Annotated in this window: 21 protein-coding genes; 11 read left to right on the plus strand and 10 right to left on the minus strand. The window is 70.4% G+C overall.

Annotated elements, in window-relative coordinates; all coding sequences use genetic code 11:
- The first annotated feature begins 4 nt into the window (after positions 1–4).
- Positions 5–985 (plus strand): aldose epimerase family protein, encoded by a 981-nt coding sequence (locus ACN6LB_RS20850; RefSeq protein ID WP_445027233.1) that lies wholly within the window; start codon positions 5–7, stop codon positions 983–985.
- A gap of 10 nt (positions 986–995) precedes the next feature.
- On the opposite strand, the gene ACN6LB_RS20855 is transcribed toward ACN6LB_RS20850, so the two are convergent.
- From ACN6LB_RS20855 to ACN6LB_RS20875, 5 genes are all read right to left on the minus strand, one after another.
- Positions 996–1,988: a hypothetical protein gene (locus tag ACN6LB_RS20855; RefSeq protein ID WP_445027234.1), complete on the minus strand. Its 993-nt coding sequence runs from the start codon at positions 1,986–1,988 to the stop codon at positions 996–998.
- Positions 1,989–2,052: 64 nt separating this feature from the next.
- Positions 2,053–4,482 (minus strand): glycoside hydrolase family 3 protein, encoded by a 2,430-nt coding sequence (locus ACN6LB_RS20860; RefSeq protein ID WP_445027235.1) that lies wholly within the window; start codon positions 4,480–4,482, stop codon positions 2,053–2,055.
- Positions 4,483–4,637: 155 nt separating this feature from the next.
- Positions 4,638–4,976 (minus strand): YrdB family protein, encoded by a 339-nt coding sequence (locus ACN6LB_RS20865; RefSeq protein WP_445027236.1) that lies wholly within the window; start codon positions 4,974–4,976, stop codon positions 4,638–4,640.
- 11 nt (positions 4,977–4,987) lie between these two features.
- Positions 4,988–5,377: a RidA family protein gene (locus tag ACN6LB_RS20870; RefSeq protein ID WP_445027237.1), complete on the minus strand. Its 390-nt coding sequence runs from the start codon at positions 5,375–5,377 to the stop codon at positions 4,988–4,990.
- Positions 5,378–5,453: 76 nt separating this feature from the next.
- Complete coding sequence (locus tag ACN6LB_RS20875) at positions 5,454–6,266, minus strand: NAD(P)-dependent oxidoreductase (protein ID WP_445027238.1); 813 nt, start codon at positions 6,264–6,266, stop codon at positions 5,454–5,456.
- A gap of 49 nt (positions 6,267–6,315) precedes the next feature.
- On the opposite strand from ACN6LB_RS20875, the gene ACN6LB_RS20880 reads away from it, so the two are divergent.
- Both ACN6LB_RS20880 and ACN6LB_RS20885 read left to right on the plus strand, forming a co-directional pair.
- Entirely contained in the window at positions 6,316–7,272 is a 957-nt protein-coding gene (locus tag ACN6LB_RS20880) for a LysR family transcriptional regulator (protein ID WP_445027239.1), read from the plus strand.
- A 102-nt stretch (positions 7,273–7,374) separates the two neighbouring features.
- A complete protein-coding gene (locus ACN6LB_RS20885) occupies positions 7,375–8,664 on the plus strand; it encodes a pyroglutamyl-peptidase I family protein (RefSeq protein WP_445027240.1) in 1,290 nt (429 codons plus the stop codon).
- Here ACN6LB_RS20885 and ACN6LB_RS20890 read toward each other — a convergent pair.
- Together ACN6LB_RS20890 and ACN6LB_RS20895 are read right to left on the minus strand one after the other, a co-directional pair.
- Complete coding sequence (locus ACN6LB_RS20890) at positions 8,640–9,488, minus strand: EI24 domain-containing protein (protein ID WP_445027241.1); 849 nt, start codon at positions 9,486–9,488, stop codon at positions 8,640–8,642. The genes ACN6LB_RS20885 and ACN6LB_RS20890 overlap by 25 nt on opposite strands.
- 136 nt (positions 9,489–9,624) lie before the next feature.
- Complete coding sequence (locus ACN6LB_RS20895; RefSeq protein WP_356132813.1) at positions 9,625–10,500, minus strand: hypothetical protein; 876 nt, start codon at positions 10,498–10,500, stop codon at positions 9,625–9,627.
- A gap of 214 nt (positions 10,501–10,714) precedes the next feature.
- Between ACN6LB_RS20895 and ACN6LB_RS20900 the strand changes: the two genes are divergently transcribed.
- The gene (locus ACN6LB_RS20900; RefSeq protein WP_445027242.1) at positions 10,715–11,881 is read left to right on the plus strand and encodes a serine hydrolase domain-containing protein; all 1,167 of its coding nucleotides are present in this window, start codon (positions 10,715–10,717) and stop codon (positions 11,879–11,881) included.
- 107 nt (positions 11,882–11,988) lie between these two features.
- On the opposite strand, the gene ACN6LB_RS20905 is transcribed toward ACN6LB_RS20900, so the two are convergent.
- Positions 11,989–12,408 (minus strand): organic hydroperoxide resistance protein, encoded by a 420-nt coding sequence (locus tag ACN6LB_RS20905; protein WP_445027243.1) that lies wholly within the window; start codon positions 12,406–12,408, stop codon positions 11,989–11,991.
- A 114-nt stretch (positions 12,409–12,522) separates the two neighbouring features.
- On the minus strand, positions 12,523–13,545 hold the full coding sequence (locus tag ACN6LB_RS20910) for an NADP-dependent oxidoreductase (protein ID WP_356132821.1): 1,023 nt from the start codon (positions 13,543–13,545) through the stop codon (positions 12,523–12,525).
- 104 nt (positions 13,546–13,649) lie between these two features.
- On the opposite strand from ACN6LB_RS20910, the gene ACN6LB_RS20915 reads away from it, so the two are divergent.
- Positions 13,650–14,087 carry a MarR family winged helix-turn-helix transcriptional regulator gene (locus tag ACN6LB_RS20915; protein ID WP_356132823.1) on the plus strand — a complete coding sequence of 146 codons (438 nt, stop codon included), beginning with the start codon at positions 13,650–13,652 and terminating at the stop codon, positions 14,085–14,087.
- Positions 14,088–14,194: 107 nt separating this feature from the next.
- Here the strand turns inward: ACN6LB_RS20915 and ACN6LB_RS20920 are convergent, their stop codons facing one another.
- The gene (locus ACN6LB_RS20920; RefSeq protein ID WP_445027244.1) at positions 14,195–14,950 is read right to left on the minus strand and encodes an SCO2400 family protein; all 756 of its coding nucleotides are present in this window, start codon (positions 14,948–14,950) and stop codon (positions 14,195–14,197) included.
- A 255-nt stretch (positions 14,951–15,205) separates the two neighbouring features.
- Here ACN6LB_RS20920 and ACN6LB_RS20925 point away from each other — a divergent pair, with 255 nt between their 5' ends.
- The 6 genes from ACN6LB_RS20925 to mmsB all read left to right on the plus strand — a co-directional run bounded on the left by ACN6LB_RS20925 (position 15,206) and on the right by mmsB (position 22,547).
- A complete protein-coding gene (locus ACN6LB_RS20925; protein WP_356132827.1) occupies positions 15,206–16,363 on the plus strand; it encodes a mandelate racemase/muconate lactonizing enzyme family protein in 1,158 nt (385 codons plus the stop codon).
- Positions 16,360–17,382: a zinc-dependent alcohol dehydrogenase gene (locus ACN6LB_RS20930; RefSeq protein WP_356132829.1), complete on the plus strand. Its 1,023-nt coding sequence runs from the start codon at positions 16,360–16,362 to the stop codon at positions 17,380–17,382. The genes ACN6LB_RS20925 and ACN6LB_RS20930 overlap by 4 nt, the downstream gene beginning before the upstream one ends.
- A 122-nt stretch (positions 17,383–17,504) precedes the next feature.
- Positions 17,505–18,473 carry a hypothetical protein gene (locus ACN6LB_RS20935; RefSeq protein ID WP_356132831.1) on the plus strand — a complete coding sequence of 323 codons (969 nt, stop codon included), beginning with the start codon at positions 17,505–17,507 and terminating at the stop codon, positions 18,471–18,473.
- Positions 18,474–18,616: 143 nt separating this feature from the next.
- Positions 18,617–19,723, plus strand: a complete 1,107-nt coding sequence (gene chvE, locus ACN6LB_RS20940; protein ID WP_445027245.1) for a multiple monosaccharide ABC transporter substrate-binding protein — start codon at positions 18,617–18,619, stop codon at positions 19,721–19,723.
- 32 nt (positions 19,724–19,755) lie between these two features.
- Complete coding sequence (gene mmsA, locus ACN6LB_RS20945; protein WP_356132837.1) at positions 19,756–21,306, plus strand: multiple monosaccharide ABC transporter ATP-binding protein; 1,551 nt, start codon at positions 19,756–19,758, stop codon at positions 21,304–21,306.
- Entirely contained in the window at positions 21,303–22,547 is a 1,245-nt protein-coding gene (gene mmsB / locus ACN6LB_RS20950; protein WP_445027246.1) for a multiple monosaccharide ABC transporter permease, read from the plus strand. The genes mmsA and mmsB overlap by 4 nt, the downstream gene beginning before the upstream one ends.
- Positions 22,548–22,669 lie beyond the last annotated feature (122 nt).

The following is a 22,669-nucleotide window of genomic DNA, read 5'->3' on the forward strand; positions in this document are numbered from 1 at the left end:
GCTCATGAACGAACTCTTCGGCACACTTTCCGACGGCACGCCGGTCCACCGCTGGACGCTGGAGCGTGCCGGGGTGCGGGTGCGGGTCCTGACGTACGGCGGGATCGTGCAGTCGGTCGAGGTTCCGGACCGGGACCGGCGAACCGTGGACGTGGTGCTGGGGTTCCCGGACCTGGAGGGCTACCGCACGCACCCGGAGCCGTACTTCGGCGCGCTGGTGGGGCGGTACGCGAACCGGATCGGTGGCGCCCGCTTCACGCTGGACGGCCGGGTCTTCCCGCTGGAGCCGAACAACGCGCCCAACTCCCTGCACGGCGGCAGCGGCGGCTTCGACAAGCGCGTGTGGGACGCGGAGCCGGTCGAGCACGGGGTGCGGCTGTCCCGGGTCAGCGCCGACGGCGAGGAGGGCTTCCCGGGGCGGCTGACGGTCTCGGCGACCTACACCCTCGACGAACGGGGCGCGCTGCGGATCGCGTACGAGGCGGTCACGGACGCGCCGACCGTGGTGAACCTGACGAACCACACGTACTGGAACCTGAGCGGCTCGGGGAACACGGCCGGGAACGAACTCCGCATCGACGCCTCGCGGTTGACGCCGGTGGACGCGGACCTGATCCCCACCGGGGAGCTCGCGCCCGTGGAGGACACCCGCTTCGACTTCCGCGAGTCACGCAAGGTCGGCGCGGGCTACGACCACAACTTCGTGCTCGACAAGGGCCTCACGGACACCGCCGTCGAGGTCGCCGAGCTGTACGACCCGGCGTCGGGGCGGGCGCTGACCGTGTCGACCACCGAGCCGGGCCTTCAGTTCTACACGGCGGACCACCTCGACCCGTCGCTCCCGTACGCGCCCGGCGACGGCGTCGCGCTGGAGACCCAGCACTTCCCCGACTCCCCGAACCGGCCTCAGTTCCCGAGCACGGAGCTGCGGCCGGGCGGGGTGTACAGGTCGGAGACGGTGTACGGGTTCGCCGTGCGGGACTGACCTCCCGAGGTCAGGTGGTCTCGCCGCGCATCCGCTTGGTGGCCTTGCCCAGGAGGGACATGGCGCCCAGGCAGATCGCGGTGACCGCGCCGCCGGCGATCGCGGGGACGGGCTCGAACGACTTGACGCCGTTGATGAGCACCATCGCCGAGAGAGCCGTGATGATCGAGTAGAGGCTCTGGCCGACCCGGGCGCCGGCCGGGATGACCTGGAGCAGCTGCGGGATGGTCGTCGCGGCGGCGAGGCCCATGCCGAGCGGGATGAACGCGCCGAGCAGCAGTCCGCCGAAGCCGAACGAGTTCCCGTACGCGCCCCAGTCGGCTCCCTTGACCAGCAGGTAGCCGACGGCCGAGAGGGACAGCAGGACGAGGACGCCGTTGAGGTACGCGGCCTGGGTGGCGGCCTTGCGGGCGCTCGGCAGGTGCGCGGCCGGGGAGCGCCAGGCGTCCGGGGTCAGACGGCGCAACTGCTCCTTGAGGCCCCGCGACTTCATGAGCGCGAGGACGCCGACGACCAGGCAGACGAGCCCGGCCGCGGTGGCGGCGAAGCCGATCGGCTTCTCGGTGATGCCGTAGTGGGCGCCGCCGAAGGTGAGCGGTATGCCCAGCACGAAGGCGAACGCGAACGCCTTGGTGTGCTGCTGGATCTTCAGCACCAGCTCGCGCTGCCCCGCGCTGAGATTCGGGTCGAGCCTCATCTGCCCGTCCCCCAGGCCTTGTTGGGGTGCCTGGGGGTGCTGCGGCTGCTGCGGCTGGGGCGGGTAGGGCTGGTACGGCTGTTGGGGTTGCTGCGGCTGTTGGGGTTGCTGCGGCTGTTGGGGTTGCTGCGGCTGTTGGGGTTGCTGGGGGTAGCCCTGCTGGGGCGGGTAGTAGGGCTGCTGACCCTGGTACGGGGCCTGCGGCGGCTGCCCGGGCTGGCCTTGGTACGGACCCTGCGGGTAGGCCCCCTGCTGCGGATACGGACCTTGCGGCGGGTATGGACCTTGCTGCTGACCTGGGTACATGCGCTTTCCCCCGAACCGTCGTGTGTGAGTCCGCGAGTCTGTCACATGTGCCTCGGAGGTCGTGTTACGCCTCGATGGTCACGCTCACACGGCGGTCGGCGATCGAGCGCCCGGCCTGGACCTCGTACGAACCGTGCACAGGGGTCCACGAGTTGGCGCTCTCGTCCCAGATCTCGAAGGCGGAACGCCAGAGTTCGACGACGACCTCGGCGCTCTCGCCGGGGGCGGCCTCCACGGCGGCGAATCCGGCGAGCACGCGGAGCGGGCGCTCGGCGTCCTGCCCGACGGGCGCCACGTACACCTGGACCACCTCGCGTCCCGCGCGCTCACCCGAGTTGCGGACCCGGACCGTGGCCGTCGTACCGGCCACCTCGATCGACTCGTACGTCCAGTCGGTGTAGCCCAGGCCGTGCCCGAAGGCGTACGAAGGGGTCCTGCCCTCCTTCTCCCAGGCGCGGTAGCCGATGAACACGCCCTCGCTGTAGGGGAGTTCGCCATCGGCCGGGACCACTTGGGTGACGGGGGCGTCGTCCAGGGAGCCCCAGGTCGTGGGCAGCCGGCCGCCTGGCTCGTGGGAGCCGGTGAGGACGTCGGCGAGGGCCGCGCCGCCCTCCTGGCCGGGGAACCAGCCGAGCAGTACGGCGGCGACCTCGTCGCGCCACGGAAGCTCCACCGGGGAGCCGGAGTTGACGACCACGACGGTGTTCGGGTTGACGGCGGCGACGGCGCGGACCAAGTCGTCCTGTCGGCCCGGGAGTTGCAGGTTCCTGCGGTCGAAGCCCTCGGACTCGACGCGTTCGGTGGTGGCGACCACGACGACGGCGGTGTCGGCGGCGCGGGCCGACTCGACGGCCTCGGCGATCAGTTCGTCGGCGTCGCGCTGCGGTTCCTGGTGGGCGAGCGCGAAGCCGACGACCTTCAGGGGGATGCCGCCGGGCCGGCCGACGACATGGCGCAGTGCCACCTCGTAGGTGTCGCCTGCGGTGAGGTCCACTCGGGCGCGCTCGACGGGGGCGCCGAAGAAGGCCTCGAAGGGGTCCTCCTTGTCGGTGCGCTGGACGTCGTCGTAGTACGTCGTGCCGTCGACGGTGAGCGTGAACGCGCCCAGGCCCTTGATGCCGAAGGTGTGCGGGCCGCTCTCGCGCGGGGTGAAGGTGCCGGTCAGTTCGACGGTGTGGAGGGTCTCGTGGGTGACTCCCTCGGGCAGGTCCTCGCCCATCCACTGGAGCTGGCCGTTGGGCGCCGAGCCCGTGCCGATGACCGTGCCGTCGGTGTCCCGGCAGACCGCGGTCAGCGCGAACCCCTTGTCGGCGACGGCGAGTTCCTCGTTCGGGTCGGCGCCGACGGCGTATGTCACGCTGCCCGCGGGCAGGGCGGCGGTGAGGCCGTCGAGGGGCGAGACGATCCGGGCCGGGAAGACGGTGGCGGAGCCGCCGCCGAGGACGCGGGCGTCGCGGGCGGCGGCTCCGATGAGGGCGAGGGTGCCCTGCCCGAGGGGCAGCACCGAGTTCTCGTTGCGGACCAGGACGAAGGAGCGGCGGGCGATCTCGCGGGCCAGTGCCTCGCCGTCGACGGTGGCGGGCGGTTGGGTGACGACGGGTTCGGCGCCGGCCAGGATGCCGACGCGGGCGGCGAGGCGGAGCACGTTGCGCACGGCGTCGTCGACCTTCGACTCGTCGACGCGGCCGTCCCGTACGGCCTGGGCCAGGGGTGCGCCGTAGACGGTCTCCGGGCCGGGCATGGCGACGTCGAGGCCGCCTTCGACGGCGGCGACGGTGGAGCGGGCGGCCGTCCAGTCGGAGACGTTGAAGCCGTCGAAGCCCCACTCCTCGCGCAGGATCTCGTTCACGAGGTGGTGGTGCTCGGTCATCGTCGTGCCGTTGACCGTGTTGTAGGCGGTCATGATGCCCCAGGGGCGGGCGTTCTCGACGATGATCTCGAAGGGGACCAAGTAGAGCTCGCGCAGGGCGCGTTCGCTCACGAGGTTGTTCACGGTGAAGCGGTCGGTCTCGGCGTCGTTGGCGACGAAGTGTTTGACGGTGGTGCCCACGCCGCCCGACTGGACGCCGTTCACATAGCCCGCACCGATCCGGCCCGTGAGGGAGGGGTCCTCGCTGTAGGCCTCGAAGTGGCGGCCGCCGAGCGGCGAGCGGTGCAGGTTGACGGTGGGCGCGAGAAGGACGTGGACGCCCTTGCGGCGGGCCTCCTGGGCCAGCAACACCCCTGCCCTGCGGGAGAGTTCGGGATCCCAGGTGGCGGCGAGCGCGGTCGGGGACGGCAGTGCTATCGACGGGTCGTCGGCGGTCCAGTGGACGCCGCGGACACCGATCGGGCCGTCGGACATGACCAGGGACTTCAGGCCGATCTCCGGCAGTGCGGGCAGGGACCACACGTCCTGGCCGGACAGCAGCCGGGCCTTGGCGTCCAGGTCGAGCTTGCCGAGCGCCGCCTCGACAACCGCCTCGCGTGCCTCGTCGGCCGGGGTTCCCTGCATCGCGGTGCCTCCTCGTTGAAGTCCGTGGACGCCTCAATCCTGCCTCGACGGCCTGCGAAGCACTCGGGACCGCGACCACTATTTGAGGAACCCGCACGACGCGCAACGACATCCACGGGAAAAGGCGGCGGGTCAGCGGGAGTCGGCTCCGACTCCTACTGGTCCCAGGTGACGGCCAGCGCCTTGCTCACGGCGCAGACGGCGGCGAAGGCGATCGCCCAGCCATAGGCACCGGCGACGGCCAGTGCGGCCACGCCCGCCCCGAACCAGAGCAGCTCGAAGCCGACGCGGACCGCGCCGCGTGTCTTGTGCTTCGCCTTCTGCGAGCCGAACTGGGACCACAGCGCGATCAGTACGGCCGGGGCGCCGAGGCCGAGGAGCCAGGACACCGGGGTGGCGACGTCGCGGGTGAAACCCCAGTAGCCGACGGCCGCGAGGGCGCCGAGTTCGATGAGGAAGAGGACGCCCAGGTTCGCTGCCTTCATGACCTTCATGCGCGGCAGTATCACCCGGCCGCGGGCACCGCCGCCACGATTTCGATCTCGACGAGCGCCTCCGGCCGGAAGAGGCGGGAGACCTCGAAGGTCATGCTGGTCGGCGGAGTGCCGGTGAGGAACTCCCGGCGTACGGCGCCGTACTCGTTCAGCCCGGTGATGTCGGTCAGGTAGGTGCGGATGCTGAAGATGTCGGCGAGGGTCGCGCCGTGCGCCTTGAGCAGGGCGTCGATGGTCTCGAAGACACCCCGGCTCTGTTCGGCGAGGTCCGCGCCCTCGGCGATCTGGCCCGAGAGGTACAACAGGGCGCTGCCGTCGGCGTGTTCGACGCGGGCGACCTGGGAGTAGTAGGGGCTGAACGGCTGCGGCGCGGAGGCCGGGTTGTCGAGGGTGACGCGCATGAGAGTCCTCAGAAGGCCGGTGTTCAGGGAAAGGGGAAGACGGGAGGGAGGGGGAGACGGGAGGGAGGGACGAGAGTCAGGACGTGCCGCGGATGCGGGTGACGGCGTGCGCGATGTCGGCGTGGGCGGTCTCGGGGTCGTCGGCGGCGCGCCGGAAGTGGGCCGACACCGCTTCCATGGCGGGGAGCCGGGCCGACGCGGTGGCGAGGTCCATGTCCTTCGCGGCGAGGGCGGTCTCGAAGTGCACGCCTTCGGCGAAGGCCCGGCCCACGGCGCCGCCGAGCGGGCTGCCGGCGAGGGCGGTGCGTGCGGTGTCCTCGTCGATGCCGAGGGCCTGAGCGAGGACCAGGGCCTCGGCCACCAGGGCGACCCCGCCCAGGACGGAGGCGTTGACGACGAGTTTCAGTGCGGCGCCGGAGCCGAGCGGCCCGGTGCGGGTGACGGTGCCGAAGCGGGCGAGCACGTGCGCGACGGCGGCCGTTTCGCCGCCCGCGAGGATGCCGAGCTCCCCGGCCGCTGCCCGGTCCGTGCTGCCCATGACCGGTGCGTCGACGAGGGTCACGCCGTCCTTCAGCCGGGCGGCCAGCTCCTTGACCGCGTCCGGGCCGACGGTCGACATCTCCACCCAGTACGTCCCCGGCCCGAGCTCGGGCACGATCGCGTCGGCCACGGCGCCGAGCGCGGCCGGTCCGGCCAGCATCGTGACGACCACGTCCGCGTCCCGCACCGCCTCGGCGGGGGAAGCGGCGAGCGTGGCGCCTCCGGCGATCAGGGGCTCCGCCTTCGCAGCCGTGCGGTTCCAGACGGTCAACGGGTGGCCTGTGCCAAGGAGTTGACGGGCCATCGGGGCGCCCATGTGGCCGAGTCCGAGAAAGGCGATCTTTTCCATGCAGGCGACGTTAGGCACGGCCGGGCGATGCGACAAGCGAATGTCTAGCATGGCTGCCATGCCGGATTCACATGTCGTACAGGGCGCAGCGTCCGCCTCCGCACCCGACCTCTCCACCGCCTGGCTGCGGGTGTTCCTGGACGTGGCCCGGTTCGGGTCGTTCACCGTGGCCGCGCGGACGCTGGGCTGGACGCAGTCCGCGGTGTCGCGTCAGATCGCCTCGCTGGAGTCGGCGCTCGGCGGTGCGGCGCTCTTCGACCGGCTGCCCCGGGGCGTACGGCTGACAGAGGCCGGGCGGGTACTGGTCCCGCACGCCGAGGCGGTGGTGGAGCGGCTGCACGGCGCGGGGCGCGAGCTCGCGGCGCTGCGCGAGGTGTCGGGCGGGCAGCTGCGGGTCGGCGCGTTCGCCACGGCCGACGCGGCCCTCGTGCCCCGGGCCATCGCCGCGTTCCGCGCCCGCCACCCCGGGGTGCGGCTCACCCGCAGGGAGGGGCTCACGCCCGTCCTGCTGGAGCAGTTGAGCGCGGGCGGCCTGGACCTGGCGGTCGTCTCCACCACGGGCCGCGCCCCGCTCGACGCGTACGCCCTGCACCATCTCCTCGACGAGTCCCTGTACGTCGCCGTCCCCGCGGACCATCCGCTCGCGGACGCACCCTCGCTGCGGCTGGCGCAACTCGCCGACGCCGACTGGATTTCCGGCAGCCCCCGCCCCGAGGGCACCCTCCTCGACGCGGCCGTGCGGCACGGGTTCCGGCCGCGCGTCGCGCATGTCGTCGCCGAGTGGACCGCGAAGCAGGGGTACGTCGCCGCCGGGCTCGGCGTGACCCTGGTCCCGGCGCTGGCCGCGGAGTCCGTACGGTCCGACATCGTGCTGCTTCCGGTGCACGACGAGGGCGCTCCGGCGCGGGCGGTGTACGCGGCCACGGCACGGGGGCGGTCGCTGTCACCGGCCGCCGCCGCGTTCCTGGGGGCGCTCCGGGAGGCGGCGGCGAAGATCCCCACCTGAGTCCCGGGCATGGCGTACGCCCCGTCCGTCACGTGATACTGCCGTCGTCCGGCGACGACAGCTTCGGCTTCCCCCACGCGCGACGGAAGGACCTGATCCTCCTTGAGCTCCCTACGCGTTCGAATAAGTGCACTCGGCCTGGCCCTGCTGGCGGGACTCACCGCCCCGGGGACCGCGACCGCGGACGAGACAGCCTCGGCGACCGTCGAGGAGCAGCGGCTCGACCAGGCCGCACCCCAGGAGATCCTGCGCCGTTCCGGATTCGATTCCGTGGCCCCCGGGTTCGCGCGGGCGCTCGCCGCGTCCCACTCGTACGCGCAGGCCGAGCGGGTCGTCGTACGACAGGGTTCCGGGCTGTGGAGGCGTGCCGTGGACCGGGCCCAGGGGCGCGGGCCCGCAGGCGGGGACCTGAGCCGTGACGACGACCGGCCGCTGTACTGGGCGCGGCTGGGGATGACCCGCGAAGTGCGGCAGTGGGAGCCGGCGTTCGGGCTGACCGACACCCAACGTGCCGAGTTGCTGGACGAGTTGGAGCAGAACTCGCGCGGCCGGACGGCCATCCGTTATCCCCGGGGGAAGCATGTCCCGCACGGCAAGGGCGTGAAGCGGATTCTCGTCACCGGGTTCGACCCGTTCACCCTGGACCGGGACATCCGGATCTCCAACCCGTCCGGAGCCACCGCCCTCGCCCTCGACGGCACGACGATCGAGACCGCGAACGGTCCGGCGCGCATCGAGACGACGGTGTTCCCCGTCCGCTGGCAGGACTTCGCGGACGGGACGGTGGAGCGGACCCTGCGGCACCATCTCCCCCGGGTCGACCTGTTCACCACCGTGAGTCAGGGCCGGATCGGCCACTTCGACGTCGAGCGGACCAACGGCGCCTGGCGCGGCGGTTTCCCCGACAACGAGAACATCTCCCGCACGGAGACCGTCCCGGTCACCGACCCGGCCTCGCAGCCGCAGTGGACGACGACCACGCTTCCGTACAAGGAGATCGTCGCGGCGAGCACCGGCCGCTTCCCCGTGTACGACAACACGAGCGTGACCGAGATCCCGGCGGGCGGCACCGACCCGGTCGTGCGACCCGACGGTCCGACCGCCGGCTCCACGGCGCGGGCCGGGGGCGGCGGGAACTACCTCTCCAACGAGATCGCCTACCGCGCCACCCTGCTGCGGGACCGGCTCGGACTGCACGGCTCGCTGCCGGGCGGGCATGTGCACACGCCGGTGCTCCAGTTCGGGACGGGCAACACGGATCCGGCCACCGGGGCGGTCACCGATCCCGAGTTCGTGCAGAACCGGCTGGACATCATCGCCCAGATGCGGGCGATCCTGACGGTCGCGGCGGACGCGGCGGGCTCCGGTCAGGGGGTCGCGGCCGTGTCCTGATCGCCGTCGCGGTTCCTGCGCCCGGTCCCGTCCTCGTCGTCCGCGTCGTCCATGTCGCCATCGTCGTCGCCGCTCTCCGTCTCCTCGCCCAGCAGGTCGCGGGCCAGCAGGGTGGCGCCCGCGACCGCGCCCGGCATCAGGAACACGGCGACGAACGGGACCAGGAAGGCCAGGCCCAGTGGGGCGCCGAAGCCCCAGACCAGGGTCTTGCGGGAGCGGAGCAGGGTGAGGCGGTCGCGGAGTTGCACGCTGCGGCGCTGGAGGGCAACCGCCGTCAGCTCCTCCGTCAGGAAGAAGCCCGTGACGAAGAACCCGATCACCGGGATGACGGTCTGCCCGACGAACGGGACGAAGCCGAGGGCGAAGAGGAGTACGCCCCAGACAACGGCCCGAAACACGATGCGCAGGCTGTCGCGCGCCGAGATCAACAGCTCCCGCCAGAGCGGCAGGCCCGACTCGGGGGCCGTGCCGTCCGGGGACACGTCACGGTCGACCTTCTCCGAGAGGGACTCGTAGAAGGGCTGGCCGACGAGCAGGGTGACCGCGGTGAAGGTGAGGACGGCGAGGAGGAGGGCGAGGGCGACGAGTACGGCCGTGAGGAAGCCGCGGAAGAGTCCCAGCCAGGGGCTGGACCAGTCGTCCGCGAACGGGGTCGCCCAGGCGATGAAGTCCTCGCCGTAGACGGCGAGTGCGATCAGGGCGGCGGCGTACAGGACGAGGGTGATCAGGCCCGGGAGCAGACCGAAGCCGTACTGCTTCCCGTGCCGGGCCACCCATCGCTGGCCCTGCACCAAATACCTGAAGCCCACCCCGAGATCGCGCATGGGGGAAACTTTACCGGGGGCGCGCGGTGGGGCTGACGTGGGGTTTTTCGCCCCCTCCGCCCCCACCCGTCCCGTCTTCCGCAGCTCCGCCCCCGCACCCCCGCTCCTCGGACGCCGGAGGGGCTGATTCCTATCGCTACGCCGGGGTCACCGCCACCACCACCCCCCGATCCGCCGCGGGCGACACCGCCGCCTCCACGCGAACCGCTGCCGCTCGGGCGACGCGGCCCGCGCGGGAAGCTGCCGCGAGCAGGAGGGGCTGGACCTGCTCCAGGCCGGAGACGAGGAGTTCCTCGGCGGCGATCAGGACGGGGCCGGTCGCGCTCACGGTGGCGGCGGCCGCCTCCGTGAGGTCGGCGAGCGGGGGCAGCGCCGCCCGGACCACACCGGCGCCCGCGGCGGCGGCCCTCTCGGCCAGCGCCACCTGGAGGGGCATCAGCGGGGCGAGCGCGGCCGTCAACGCGTCGGCGATACGGCGGAGTTCGGGCGTCGAACCGCGCAGGACCTCGGCGGCGGCGCGGACCACCGGGGTGAGCGCGAGGAGCGTGCCCGCGGTGACACCCGCGGCGGCGGGCAGCAGCGGGGAGGTCGCGTCGACGAGTTCGCCGAGCGCGTCGGCGGCCTCCTCGACGGCGGGTTCCACGGCGTCGAGGATCGGCAGCAGGCTGTCACCGAGCGCGGTGAGCAGGGCCTGCGCGGGCTCGCTGACGGGGTGCACCGCGAGCGGGGCGCCACTCGTGCCGAGCCGGGTCAGCGTGTCCACGATCCGGTAGAAGGCCTCCTGTGCCTGCGGGGAGGCGCTCGCCTCGGCGAGTTCGGCCGTGGTGCGGCGCAGGACACGCAGGACCTCGGCGCCCGATCCGTCCCTCGGGTCGAAGGTGTTGATGGCAATTTTGGTGATGTTCCCTGCCGTGTCCAGGAGTTGGCCGGTGATGTCGGTTGTGCTGCGCGCCATGCGCGCGACCTCCTCCCGGCTGGGCAGCCTGCCGGGAAGCGACGGAATCGGGGACATGGGCCCTCCTCGCCACGCGTGGTGCCACTCGGCCGTCCTGACGGCATCGGCCCTCCGTCGCGCCGGCGCCGAGTCCAGCATGCCCCGTTCGACCCGCCGGGGATGCACCGTTCCGGGCATCCGTGACGCCGACGCCCTCTCCCCAAAGGGGAATTCCAGCAAGCGGGCAGTGCGTTGTCGACCGTGACCCGAACCGGATCAAGAGGGAGCGCGGATGACGCAGCAGAGCGGCAGCACCGTCCAGGGAACCGTCGCCGAGGGCTTCGAGGCGGTGCGCGAGGAGTTCGCCGCTGTTGTCGCGGGCGAACGTCCCGACTACGCCGGGCAGTTGAGCGCCTACGTCGCCGGCCGGCGGGTCGTCGACCTGTGGGCGGGGCCGGACACCGACGGCGAGACGCTCTACGGCGTGTACTCCTCCTCCAAGGGCGCCGCCCATCTCGTCGTCGCGCTGCTCGTACAGGACGGCACGCTGGACCTGGACCGCGAAGTCGCCCACTACTGGCCGGAGTTCGCGGCCGAGGGCAAGGGTGCGGTGACTCTGCGCGAGCTGATCGCCCATCGCGCGGGGCTCGTCGGTGCCGACGACGGGTTCACCGCCGAGGAGATCGCCGACGACCGGCTCATCGCCGAACGGCTCGCGCGGCAGCGGCCGTTCTGGCGGCCGGGCACCGCCTTCGGCTATCACGCGCTCGTGATCGGCGCGCTGACGGGCGAGGTCGTACGGCGGACGACCGGCCGCTCCCTCCAGGAGGTGTACGAGGAGCGGGTCCGCGCCCCGTACGGACTCGACTTCTTCCTGGGCCTGCCCGAGGAGCACGAGGGCCGCTTCCACTCAGTCCTCCCCATGGACCCGACGCCCGAGCAGCAGGCGGTGTTCGACGCTCTCCCGGGCGGCCCGCACACGATGGCGTCGATCGCCTTCAACCGTCAGGGGGCGGAGCCCACCGACCTCGAGTCACTGCCCAACGCGCGCGCGGTACGTGCACTGGGCCCGGCGTCCGTCGGCGGGGTCGCGTCCGCGCGGGGGCTGGCCGGCATGTACGCGGCTGCCACCACCGGGGCCGACGGGCGGGCGCCCCTGCTGAAGCCCGACACGGTGGCCGCCTTCGGGCAGATCCACTCCATCGGCTACGACGTGGTGGCCCGCTCGCACAAGTCGTTCGCGCTGGGCTTCCAGGCGACCGCCGACACCTGGTACCCGTTCCTCGGCGCCGGGGCGATCGGGCACAGCGGCGCGGGCGGCTCGCAGGGCTTCGCCGATCCCCGCAGCGGCCTCGCCTACGGCTACACGCGGCGCCGGTTCGCCTTCCCGGGCGGGGCGGCACCGGAGAACGGCCGGCTGGCGAAGGCGGTGCACACGGCGGCGCTGACGACGTCCTGACGCACCGCACGCCCCACGCACCGGACGCCCGCCCGACGCACCGCACACACAGAAGAGGCCGCACCCCCGTCCTGGGGTGCGGCCTCCGCCGTAAGCAACGAGCGACCTCAGACAAGCGTCACGGTGATGTTGCCGCGGATCGCCTTCGAGTACGGGCACACCTGGTGGGCCTTCTCCAGGAGGGCCCTGGCGGTGGCGGCGTCGACGTTCGGGATCGCCGCGGATATCTCCACGATGATCCCGAACCCGTCCCCGTTCTTGCCGATGCCCACCTGCGCGGTGACCGTCGAGCCGGAGACGTCGGCGTTCTCCTGGCGGGCGACCACGCCGAGGGCGCCCTGGAAGCAGGCGCTGTATCCGGCGGCGAAGAGCTGCTCCGGGTTGGTGCCGGCGCCGCTGCCGCCCATCTCCTTCGGCGGGTTGACGACGACGTCGAGCCTGCCGTCGTCGGTGGCGACCCGGCCGTCGCGCCCGTTCTCGGCGGTGGCGACGGCGGTGTACAGGACGTCAGACTGCTGGATGCTCATGCGGTGCGTTCCTCCTTGGTCCGCCGCGACTCGCGCCCACGATCGCGACGACTTCGGAAAGAAGTTACCGTATGCCGGAAGTTCAGCGACAGGCTCCCCGGCAGTCGGCCGTCCTCAGAGCTTGACGATCATCTTTCCGGTGTTGTCGCCTCGCAGGACACCGAAGAACGCCTCCAGGTTGTTGTCGATGCCCTCGACGACCGTCTCGGTGTACTTGAGCTCACCGGAGCGGACCCAGGCGCCGACCTCCTGGATGAACTGCGGCTGCATGTCGTAGTTGTCGCTGACGAGGAAGCCCTGGATGCGGCCGCGGGTCGCGATCAGACGGGCCAGGTTCTTCGGGCCGGGGGCGGGCTCGGTGTTGTTGTAGACGGAGATCATGCCGCAGACGGCGATCCGGCCGTCCTGGTTGAGCTCCCCGATGGCGGCCTCCAGGTGGTCACCGCCGACGTTGTCGAAGTAGACGTCGACGCCGTCCGGGGCGGCCTCGTGCAGCTGCTCGGCCACCGAGCCGGTCTTGTAGTTGAAGGCGGCGTCGAAGCCGTACTCCTCGACGAGCAGCTTGACCTTCTCGTCGGAGCCGGCGGACCCGATGACCCGCGAGGCGCCCTTGAGCTTGGCGATCTGGCCGACCTGGCTGCCGACCGCCCCGGCGGCACCCGACACGAAGACGGAGTCGCCCTCCTTGAAGGACGCGGTGCGCAGGAGCCCGGCGTAGGCCGTGAGGCCCGTCATGCCAAGGACACCGAGGTACGTGCTCAGCGGCGCGGCGGCGGCGTCGACCTTGACGGCCTGCTTCGCGTCCACGACGGCGTACTCGCGCCAGCCGAGGAAGTGCAGGACGTGGTCGCCGACGGCGATCCCCTCGGCGTTCGAGACGACGACCTCGCCGACGGCGCCGCCCTGCATGGCCTTGCCCAGCTCGAAGGGGGCGACGTAGGACTTGGCGTCACTCATGCGGCCGCGCATGTACGGGTCGACGGAGACGTACAGGTTGCGTACGAGGACCTGGCCCTCACCCGGCTGCCGGACCTCCGCCTCGACCAGGGCGAAGTCCTCGGCCTTGGGGGCGCCGACCGGGCGGCTGACGAGGTGCCATTCGCGGCCGGTGGTGGGGAGCGTGGGGGTGTCGGACATGGGGTGCGCCTTCCTCGTGCACTGCGGCTCAAATACTTCAGTACCTGAAACAACAATGCTCCTGAATATTTCATGATGTCAAGTAACGGAGTATCGTGGAGAGCATGGCCACACCACCGAAGACCCGCCGCCCCGATGAACTGACTCTTGAGGTCGTCGGCCTCATCGGCACGGTCGTGGCCCGCTACCACGAGGAGTACGAGGAGGCCGCCGGACGGCATGCCCTGACCGGGGCGCAGGCGCGGCTGCTCGGACTGCTGTCCCTGGAGCCGCTGCCCATGCGGCGGCTGGCGCAGAAGCTGAAGTGCGAGCCGTCCAATGTCACCGGGATCATGGACCGGCTGGAGGCGCGGGGGCTGGTGGAGCGGCAGGCGGATCCCTCCGACCGGAGGGTGAAGCTGGCGGTCGCCACGGAGGAGGGGGTGCGGGTGGCCGGGAGCCTGCGCGACTCCCTGGGCTTCGCCCGCGAGCCGTTGGCCGGGCTCTCCCGGGAGGAGCGGCTGTCCCTGCGGGACCTGCTCCAGCGGATGCTCTCGGCGTAGGGGAGTTCTTTCGCCTCTACGCCCTACCCGTCCCGCGTTCCGGGGCTCCGCCCCTCCCCCGCCCGCTCCTCAAACGCCGGAGGGGCTGGATGGAACCTGTCCACCCGCTACGTGCACCACCACAGGAACCGGTTGCACGTCTCCGAGGGGGACGGAGCCGGGGCGGGGGCCGCCGAGGTGGGGTCCGAAACGGGAGTGGCCGTGGCTCCGGGGGCCGACGTCGGCGCGGGGGGCGCGGCGGTGACGCCGGGCGACGGGTCCGTGGAGGAGGACTGGCCCTCCGTCGCCTTGCCGTCTTCGCCCTTGTCCTTGTCTTTGTCTTTGTCCTTGTCCGTCTTGTCGTCGCCGGACTCCGAGGCCGACGGCGAGGCGGAGGGATCGGGCGAGCCGGACGCCGTACGGGAACCGGTTCCGGAGTCGGAAGCGGAACCCGAGCCCTTGCCTGACCCGGGCGCGTCGGACGCGGCCGAGGAAGCCGAACCGTCCGTCGACTCGTCGGCGGTCGCGGCCTGCGGAGTGGATCCCGGCGCCTCGATCCCGAGCTCGGCGAGACTCAGCCCACCGGCGGCGAGCAGCAGTCCGGCTCCCACGAACAGGATCTTGCGGCGCCGGCGCCGATGCGCGGCGGCCTTGCGGTCGCGCCTGCTGGCCCCGGAGGCGGGCCCGCGGGCTCGTCGGCTGCGGGCCCGCCCGGGGCGTTCCGGGGCGCCGTCGTCGCTCTCGTACGGCTCCGCGGCCCCGTCGGTGTCCGTACCCGCGTCGTGCTCGGCCTCGTACGCGCGGAGCTCTTCGACGGAGGTGCCGCACCCCGGGCATACGAGGGCGCCATTCAGGTGCCTTCGGCACGGGTTGCAGTAGTCCATGACGCCGGAAGACTAAGTTCCTCACAGGTAACGTTCCTAGGCACTCCTGTGAAGGTTCTGTAGTGAACTGCCTGTTCCGGCATGCCGAGTTGAGGACACCCCGGACCATTCCCCGCCATCCCCGCCCCACCCTGTCCAAACCGTTATGCGCGCACCCCATTGACACTCCCGCCGCCACGTCCTTACTGTCACGCCAGCATTTCGAACGTGTGACGAAATTTCGAACAGAACCGAAGAGCACAGGGGGCAATTGCCGTGCGCATCACCGGAATCAGCACTCACGTAGTCGGGACGCCCTGGCGCAACCTGACGTACGTCCAGGTGCACACCGACGAGGGCATCACCGGAGTCGGCGAGACCCGGATGCTGGGGCACACCGACGCACTGATCGGCTATCTGCAAGAGGCGCAGGCCAATCACATTCTCGGCTCGGACCCGTTCGCTGTCGAGGACCTCGTCAAGCGGATGAAGTACGGCGACTACGGCCGGGCCGGCGAGATCGTGATGTCCGGCATCGCCGTCATCGAGATGGCCTGCTGGGACATCAAGGGCAAGGCCCTCGGCGTACCGGTGTGGCAGCTGCTCGGCGGCAAGGTCACCGACAAGGTCAAGGCATACGCCAACGGCTGGTACACCACCGAGCGGACCCCGGAGGCCTATCACAAGGCCGCCCAGGGAGTGATGGAGCGCGGTTACAAGGCGCTCAAGATCGACCCCTTCGGCACCGGGCACTTCGAGCTGGACCACGAGCAGACCCTCTACGCCGTCTCGCTCATCGAGGCCGTACGGGACGCCATCGGTCCGGACGCCGAGCTCATGCTGGAGATGCACGGGCGCTTCTCCCCCGCCACCGCCATCCGGCTCGCGAACGAGCTCGCGCCCTTCAAGCCCGCGTGGCTGGAGGAGCCGTGCCCGCCGGAGAACCTGAAGGCACTGGAGAAGGTCGCCGCCAAGGTCGACATCCCGGTCGCCACCGGTGAGCGCATCCACGACCGCATCGAGTTCCGCGAGCTCTTCGAGAGCCAGGCCGTGGACATCATCCAGCCCGACGTCGGCCACATCGGCGGCATCTGGGAGACGCGGAAGCTGGCCGCGACCGCCGAGGCCCACTACGTCCTGGTGGCCCCGCACAACGTAGGTGGCCCGGTCCTCACCGCCGCCTCCCTCCAGGTCGGCTTCAGCTCCCCGAACTTCAAGATCCTTGAGCACTTCAACGACTTCGCGGACGCGGACATCAAGAAGGTCGTGAAGGGCGCCCCCCAGGTCGTCGACGGCTACTTCCATCTCTCCGACGCGCCCGGCCTCGGTGTCGAGCTCGACGTCGACGCCGCCGCCGAGTTCCCGCAGCAGCAGGCTCGCTTCGACCTCTGGGCGGACGGCTGGGAGCAGCGCAAGCCGAAGGGGTCGCAGTGACCGCGACCGACAAGGCGCCCACCGCCGTCGTCATCGAGGCGCCGGGCGAGCACCGGATCGTCCCGCACGAGCGGGTGCGGCCGGCGGCCGGTGAGGCCCTGGTCCGGGTGCACGCGGTCGGTATCTGCGGCAGCGACCGCGAGGTCTACCAGGGCAACCGGCCCGACGGGTACGTCCGCTACCCCCTCACCCCCGGCCACGAGTGGTCCGGCACGGTGGAGGCGGTAGGGGACTCGGTGCCCGCCTCGCTCGTCGGCCGCAAGGTCGTCGGGGAGGGCTTCCGCAACTGCCAGGTCTGCGACCGCTGTCACGCCGGCGAGACAACGTTGTGCACGGCAGGGTACGAGGAAACCGGTTTCACCCAGCCGGGCGCGATGGCCACCACCCTCACGCTCCCGGCCCGCCTCCTCCATGTCCTGCCGGACGACGCCGATCTGACGGCCGCCGCCCTGCTGGAGCCTGCCGCCTGTATCGCGGCCGCCGCGCTGAAGGCGAACGCGGTACCCGGTGAGCGGGTCGCCGTCGTCGGCACCGGCACCCTCGGGATGTTCGCGGTGCAGTTCCTGAAGGCGGGCTCGCCGGCCGAGCTGCTCGTAGTCGGCACCCGCCCGGACCGGGCCGCGCTGTCGAAGGATTTCGGCGCCACCGACTTCCGCACGAAGGACCAGGAACTGCCCGACGACTTCGACGTGGTGATCGAGACCGCCGGGTCCGCGTCCGCCGCGCGCACCGCCGCCTCCCTGCTCAGGCGCGGCGGACGCCTGGTCCTGACGGGCATCCCGGCGCCGGGCGCCGAGGGCCTGGACCCCACCGATCTCGTCGTACGGCAGCTGGAGGTGCACACCGTGTTCGGGGCGCCGCCGGCGGCCTGGGCGCACACGGTGCGGGTCTTCGGAGCCGGGCTGCTTGATCCGTCGCCGCTGATCACGCACGAACTGCCGCTCGCCGAGTTCCCACAGGCCATCGAGCTGGTGGGGTCCGGCGACCCGAAGGTCGGAAAAGTCCTTCTGCACCCCTGATCCGTGCGCCGGTACGGGGACCCTGACGCTCCGTACCGGCGCACGCTCCACGTCACGAACCCTGTTCGAAATACCGAACAGACCTCACTGAACGCTCTCTCATCGAACGCGAAGGACAGCTTGTGACCGACGCCCCGCCCACGGCAGCCCGTCGACCCGGCGAGCAGGCGCTCGCCGCGCTCGGCCTGGGCGCGCCCGCCCTCTCTCCCGCCGACGCCTCGCCGCACACCTTCCCGGGAGGCGGCCGCTGGCGCACCGAGGTTCCCTCCGTGGAGGGCCCCGAGGCGCTCGCCGCGGTCCTCAAGGAGGCCTCGCGGCTCGATGTGCCGATCCACCGGATCAGCCAGGGCAGCGGCGTCTGGATGCTGACCGACGCCGAGATCACCGAGATGGTCGAGTCGACCGCCGAGCGCGACATCGAGCTCTGCCTGTTCACCGGCCCGCGCGGCACCTGGGACATAGGCGCCTCCGTGCGCACCGACTCACGGGGCGGCGGGCTGCGCGCCCGGGGCCACGACGCGGTCGCCGGATGCCTCGAAGACGCCGTACGAGCAACGGAGTTGGGCGTCAAGTGCCTGCTCGTCGCCGACGAGGGCGTGCTCTGGACGCTGCACCGGGCGCGGGTCGCCGGGATCATCCCGGCCGACACCACGCTCAAGGTGTCCGCGCTGATCGGACCGGTCAACCCGGCCGCGTACGCGGTGTACGAGCAGCTCGGCGGCGACTCGCTGAACGTGCCGAGCGACCTGACGCTCGATCACCTCACCGAGATACGCCGGGTTTCCGCCGCCCCCATGGACATGTACATCGAGGCCCCTGACGACCTCGGCGGGTACGTCCGGATGTACGAGGTCGCCGAGCTGATCCGGCGCGGCGCACCGCTCTACCTGAAGTTCGGCCTGTCCAAGGCGCCCGCGATCTACCCCTACGGGCACCAGCTGCGGGACGTCACCCTGGCCACGGCCCGGGAGAGAGTGCGGCGCGGCCGGCTCGCACTGGACCTGCTCGCGCGGCACGGAGCGGACGGCGACATGGCGCCGCTCGGCTCACGGCTGCCGGGTGAACTGAAGCGTTTCGATATCTCGTCATAACGTTCCGGAAACGCGCCTTCACAAAAGAACACACGGCCGCGCACAATCCCACACACCACACCTTCTCGGTCTCTCTCCGCACGGTCTTCAGAGCCCCTTCCGCACCCACAGACCGAGCCCTGCACACATCAAGGATGATGATCATGCGTAACCGCAGAGCTGTCCTCACCGCCATAGCCGGAGCCGCCTCTCTCGCCCTCACGCTGTCCGCCTGCGGCCAGTCCGGCGAGGGTGGCAGTGACGAGAAGAAGGGCGACGCCAAGGGCGGCACGATCGGCATCGCGATGCCGACCAAGTCCTCCGAGCGCTGGATCACCGACGGCGCCAACGTCGAGAAGGACCTCAAGGCCAAGGGCTACAAGACCAAGCTGGTCTTCGGCGAGGACGACCCCGACCAGCAGGTCTCGCAGATCGAAAACCTGATCACGCAGGGCGTCAAGGCGCTGATCGTCGCCGCCATCGACAACAAGTCCCTGAACAACGTGCTCCAGCAGGCGGCCGACGCCCACATCCCGGTCATCTCCTACGACCGCCTGATCCTCGGCACGAAGAACGTCGACTACTACGCGTCCTTCGACAACGAGAAGGTCGGCAAGCTGCAGGCCCAGTACCTCGTCGACAAGCTGGGCGTGGCGAGCGGCAAGGGCCCCTTCAACATCGAGCTGTTCGCCGGCTCCAACGACGACAACAACACCAAGTACTTCTTCAACGGCGCGATGAGCGTGCTCCAGCCGTACATCGACAGCAAGAAGCTCGTCGTCAAGTCCGGCCAGAAGGAACTCACCAAGGTCACCACCCTGCGCTGGGACGGCGCCACCGCCCAGAAGCGCATGGAGGACATGCTCACCTCCACGTACACGAGCGGCCGGGTCGACGCGGTCCTCTCGCCCTACGACGGCATCTCCATCGGCATCATCGCCGCGCTGAAGTCGGACGGCTACGGCTCCAAGGCCAAGCCGCTTCCGGTCATCTCCGGCCAGGACGCCGAGCTGGCCTCGGTGAAGTCGATCATCGCCGGTGAGCAGTCGATGACCGTCTACAAGGACCTGCGCAAGCTCGCCCAGGTCGCCACGGACATGGTCGACGCCTCGCTCAACGGCAAGAAGCCCGAGATCAACGACACCAAGTCGTACAACAACGGCACCAAGGTCGTCCCCGCCTACCTGCTCCAGCCGGTGAGCGTCGACAAGTCGAACTACAAGAAGGAGCTCGTCGACGGCGGCTACTACACGGCCGACCAGCTCAAGTAACCGTCGAACTCCACGGATTGGAAGGCACGACCATGGCGGGACCCGTCCTGGAAATGCGCTCGATCGTCAAGACCTTTCCCGGCGTCAAAGCGCTGTCGGACGTCTCACTGACCGTCCGTCAGGGCGAGGTCCACGCCATCTGCGGTGAGAACGGCGCCGGGAAGTCCACCTTGATGAAGGTGCTCTCCGGCGTCCATCCGCACGGCAGCTACGAAGGGGACATCCTTTTCGAGGGAGAGATCTGCTCCTTCAAGGACATCCGGGCGAGCGAGCAGCACGGCATCGTCATCATCCACCAGGAACTGGCGCTGTCGCCGTATCTCTCCCTCGCGGAGAACATCTTCCTCGGCAACGAGCACGCCAAGGGCGGGTTCATCGACTGGAGGCAGACCCTCGGACACGCCTCGGAGCTGCTGCGCCGGGTGGGCCTGAGCGACCACCCGGAGACCCGCGTCGCCGACATCGGCGTGGGCAAGCAGCAGCTCGTGGAGATCGCGAAGGCGCTGTCGAAGAAGGTCAAGCTCCTCATCCTCGACGAGCCGACAGCGGCACTGAACGACGAGGACAGCGACAAACTCCTGGATCTCATCCTGGAGTTGAAGAACCAGGGCATCACCTCGATCATCATCTCCCACAAGCTCAACGAGATCCGCAAGGTCGCCGACTCGGTGACGATCATCCGCGACGGGCACTCCATCGAGACCCTCGACGTGAAGTCGGCGGAGACGACCGAGGACCGGATCATCAGCGGCATGGTCGGGCGCGACCTCGACCACCGCTTCCCGGAGCGCACCCCGCACCAGCCGGAGAAGGGCGCGGCACCGGCCCTGGAGATCCGCGACTGGACCGTGCTCCACCCGATCGACCACCAGCGCAAGGTCGTCGACGACGTGTCCATCCAGGTGCGGCGCGGCGAGATCGTCGGCATCGCGGGCCTGATGGGCGCCGGCCGCACCGAGCTCGCGATGAACGTCTTCGGGCGCTCCTACGGCCGGTACGCGGGCGGCACGGTCCTCAAGGACGGCAAGGAGATCCGGACGAAGTCCGTCGCGGAGGCGGTCCAGCACGGCATCGCCTACGTCACGGAGGACCGCAAGCACTACGGCCTCAACCTCATCGACACGATCAACCGCAACATCTCGCTCACCGCGCTGAGCAAGGTGGCCAAGCGCGGCGTCGTCGACGAGCAGGAGGAGCGGCAGGTCGCCGAGGGCTTCCGCAAATCCATGAACATCAAGGCCCCGACCGTGTTCGAGCGGGTCGGCAAGCTCTCCGGCGGCAACCAGCAGAAGGTCGTCCTCAGCAAGTGGATCTTCGCGGGTCCTGACGTGCTGATCCTGGACGAGCCGACACGCGGCATCGACGTCGGTGCCAAGTACGAGATCTACACGGTCATCGACCGGCTGGCCGCCGAGGGCAAGGCGGTCGTCTTCATCTCCTCCGAGCTGCCCGAACTGCTCGGCATGTGCGACCGCATCTACACCATGGCCGCCGGCCGGCTCACGGGCGAGTTCCCGCGCGCCGAGGCCACGCAGGAAGTGCTGATGCGTCAGATGACGAAGGACAAAGAGGTAACGCGATGAGCACCGATGTGACCAAGAGCCCGGCGGCCGCGCCGCCCGGCAAGAGCGGCGGGTCCGCTTCCGGCGACGGACTGCTCCAGCTCGTGCTGGACGGCCTGCGCCGCAACATGCGCCAGTACGGCATGCTGATCGCCCTCGGTCTGATCGTGGTCCTGTTCCAGGTGTGGACCGGCGGCGACCTGCTGCTGCCTCGCAACGTCTCCAACCTGGTGCTCCAGAACAGCTACATCCTGATCCTCGCGATCGGCATGATGCTGGTGATCATCGCGGGACACATCGACCTGTCGGTCGGCTCCCTCACGGCGTTCACCGGCGCCTTCGCGGCCGTGCTGATGGTGCAGCACGACATGGCATGGCCCCTCGCGCTGCTGCTGTGTCTGGCCATCGGCGCGGTGGGCGGCGCGGCACAGGGCTTCCTGATCGCCTACCTCGGCATACCCTCCTTCATCGTCACCCTCGCGGGCATGCTGGTCTTCCGCGGTCTGACGGAGATGCTCCTGAAGGGTCAGACGCTCGGCCCGTTCCCGGACGGCCTGCAGAAGATGGGCAACGGCTTCCTGCCGGAGGTCGGCCCGAACACCAACTACCACAACCTCACGCTGCTGCTGGGCTTCGCGCTGATCGCCTTCTCGGTCATCCAGGAGGTCCGCGACCGCAAGCGGCAGCAGGAGTTCGCCCTCGAAGTGGCGCCCAGGAACCTCTTCCTGCTCAAGCTCGTCGCCATCGTCGCCGCGATCCTCACGGTCACGATGCTGCTCGCCAGCTACAAGGGCGCGCCGATCATCCTGATCATCCTCGCGCTGCTGGTGGTCGGCTACGGCTACGTGATGCGCAACGCCGTCTTCGGCCGTCACATCTACGCGATCGGCGGCAACCTGCCGGCCGCGCAGCTTTCCGGCGTCAAGGACAAGAAGATCACCTTCCTTGTCTTCCTGAACATGGGCGTGCTCGCGGCCCTGGCGGGCATGGTGGTCGCCGCCCGTCTGAACGCGGCCTCGCCGAAGGCGGGCCTCAACTTCGAACTCGAGGCGATCGCCTCGTCGTTCATCGGTGGAGCCTCCATGAGCGGCGGTGTCGGCACCGTCCTCGGCGCCATCATCGGCGGTCTCGTCCTCGGCGTGCTGAACAACGGCATGAACCTCCTCAGCGTCGGCACCGACTGGCAGCAGGTCATCAAGGGCCTCGCCCTGCTGGCCGCGGTCGGGTTCGACGTGTGGAACAAGCGCAAGTCAGGTTCGTAAACGACTGGGGCCCCGCCAACTGGCGGGGCCCGATGTCCTTTGCGGACTGTGCTTGCCCTTACGGGAGCCGCACACGTGACTCCGCTCGCCCCCGAAGGCGGCGGGCTTCCAGCACAAGGGCT

The organism is Streptomyces sp. SAS_270, assembly GCF_052543295.1.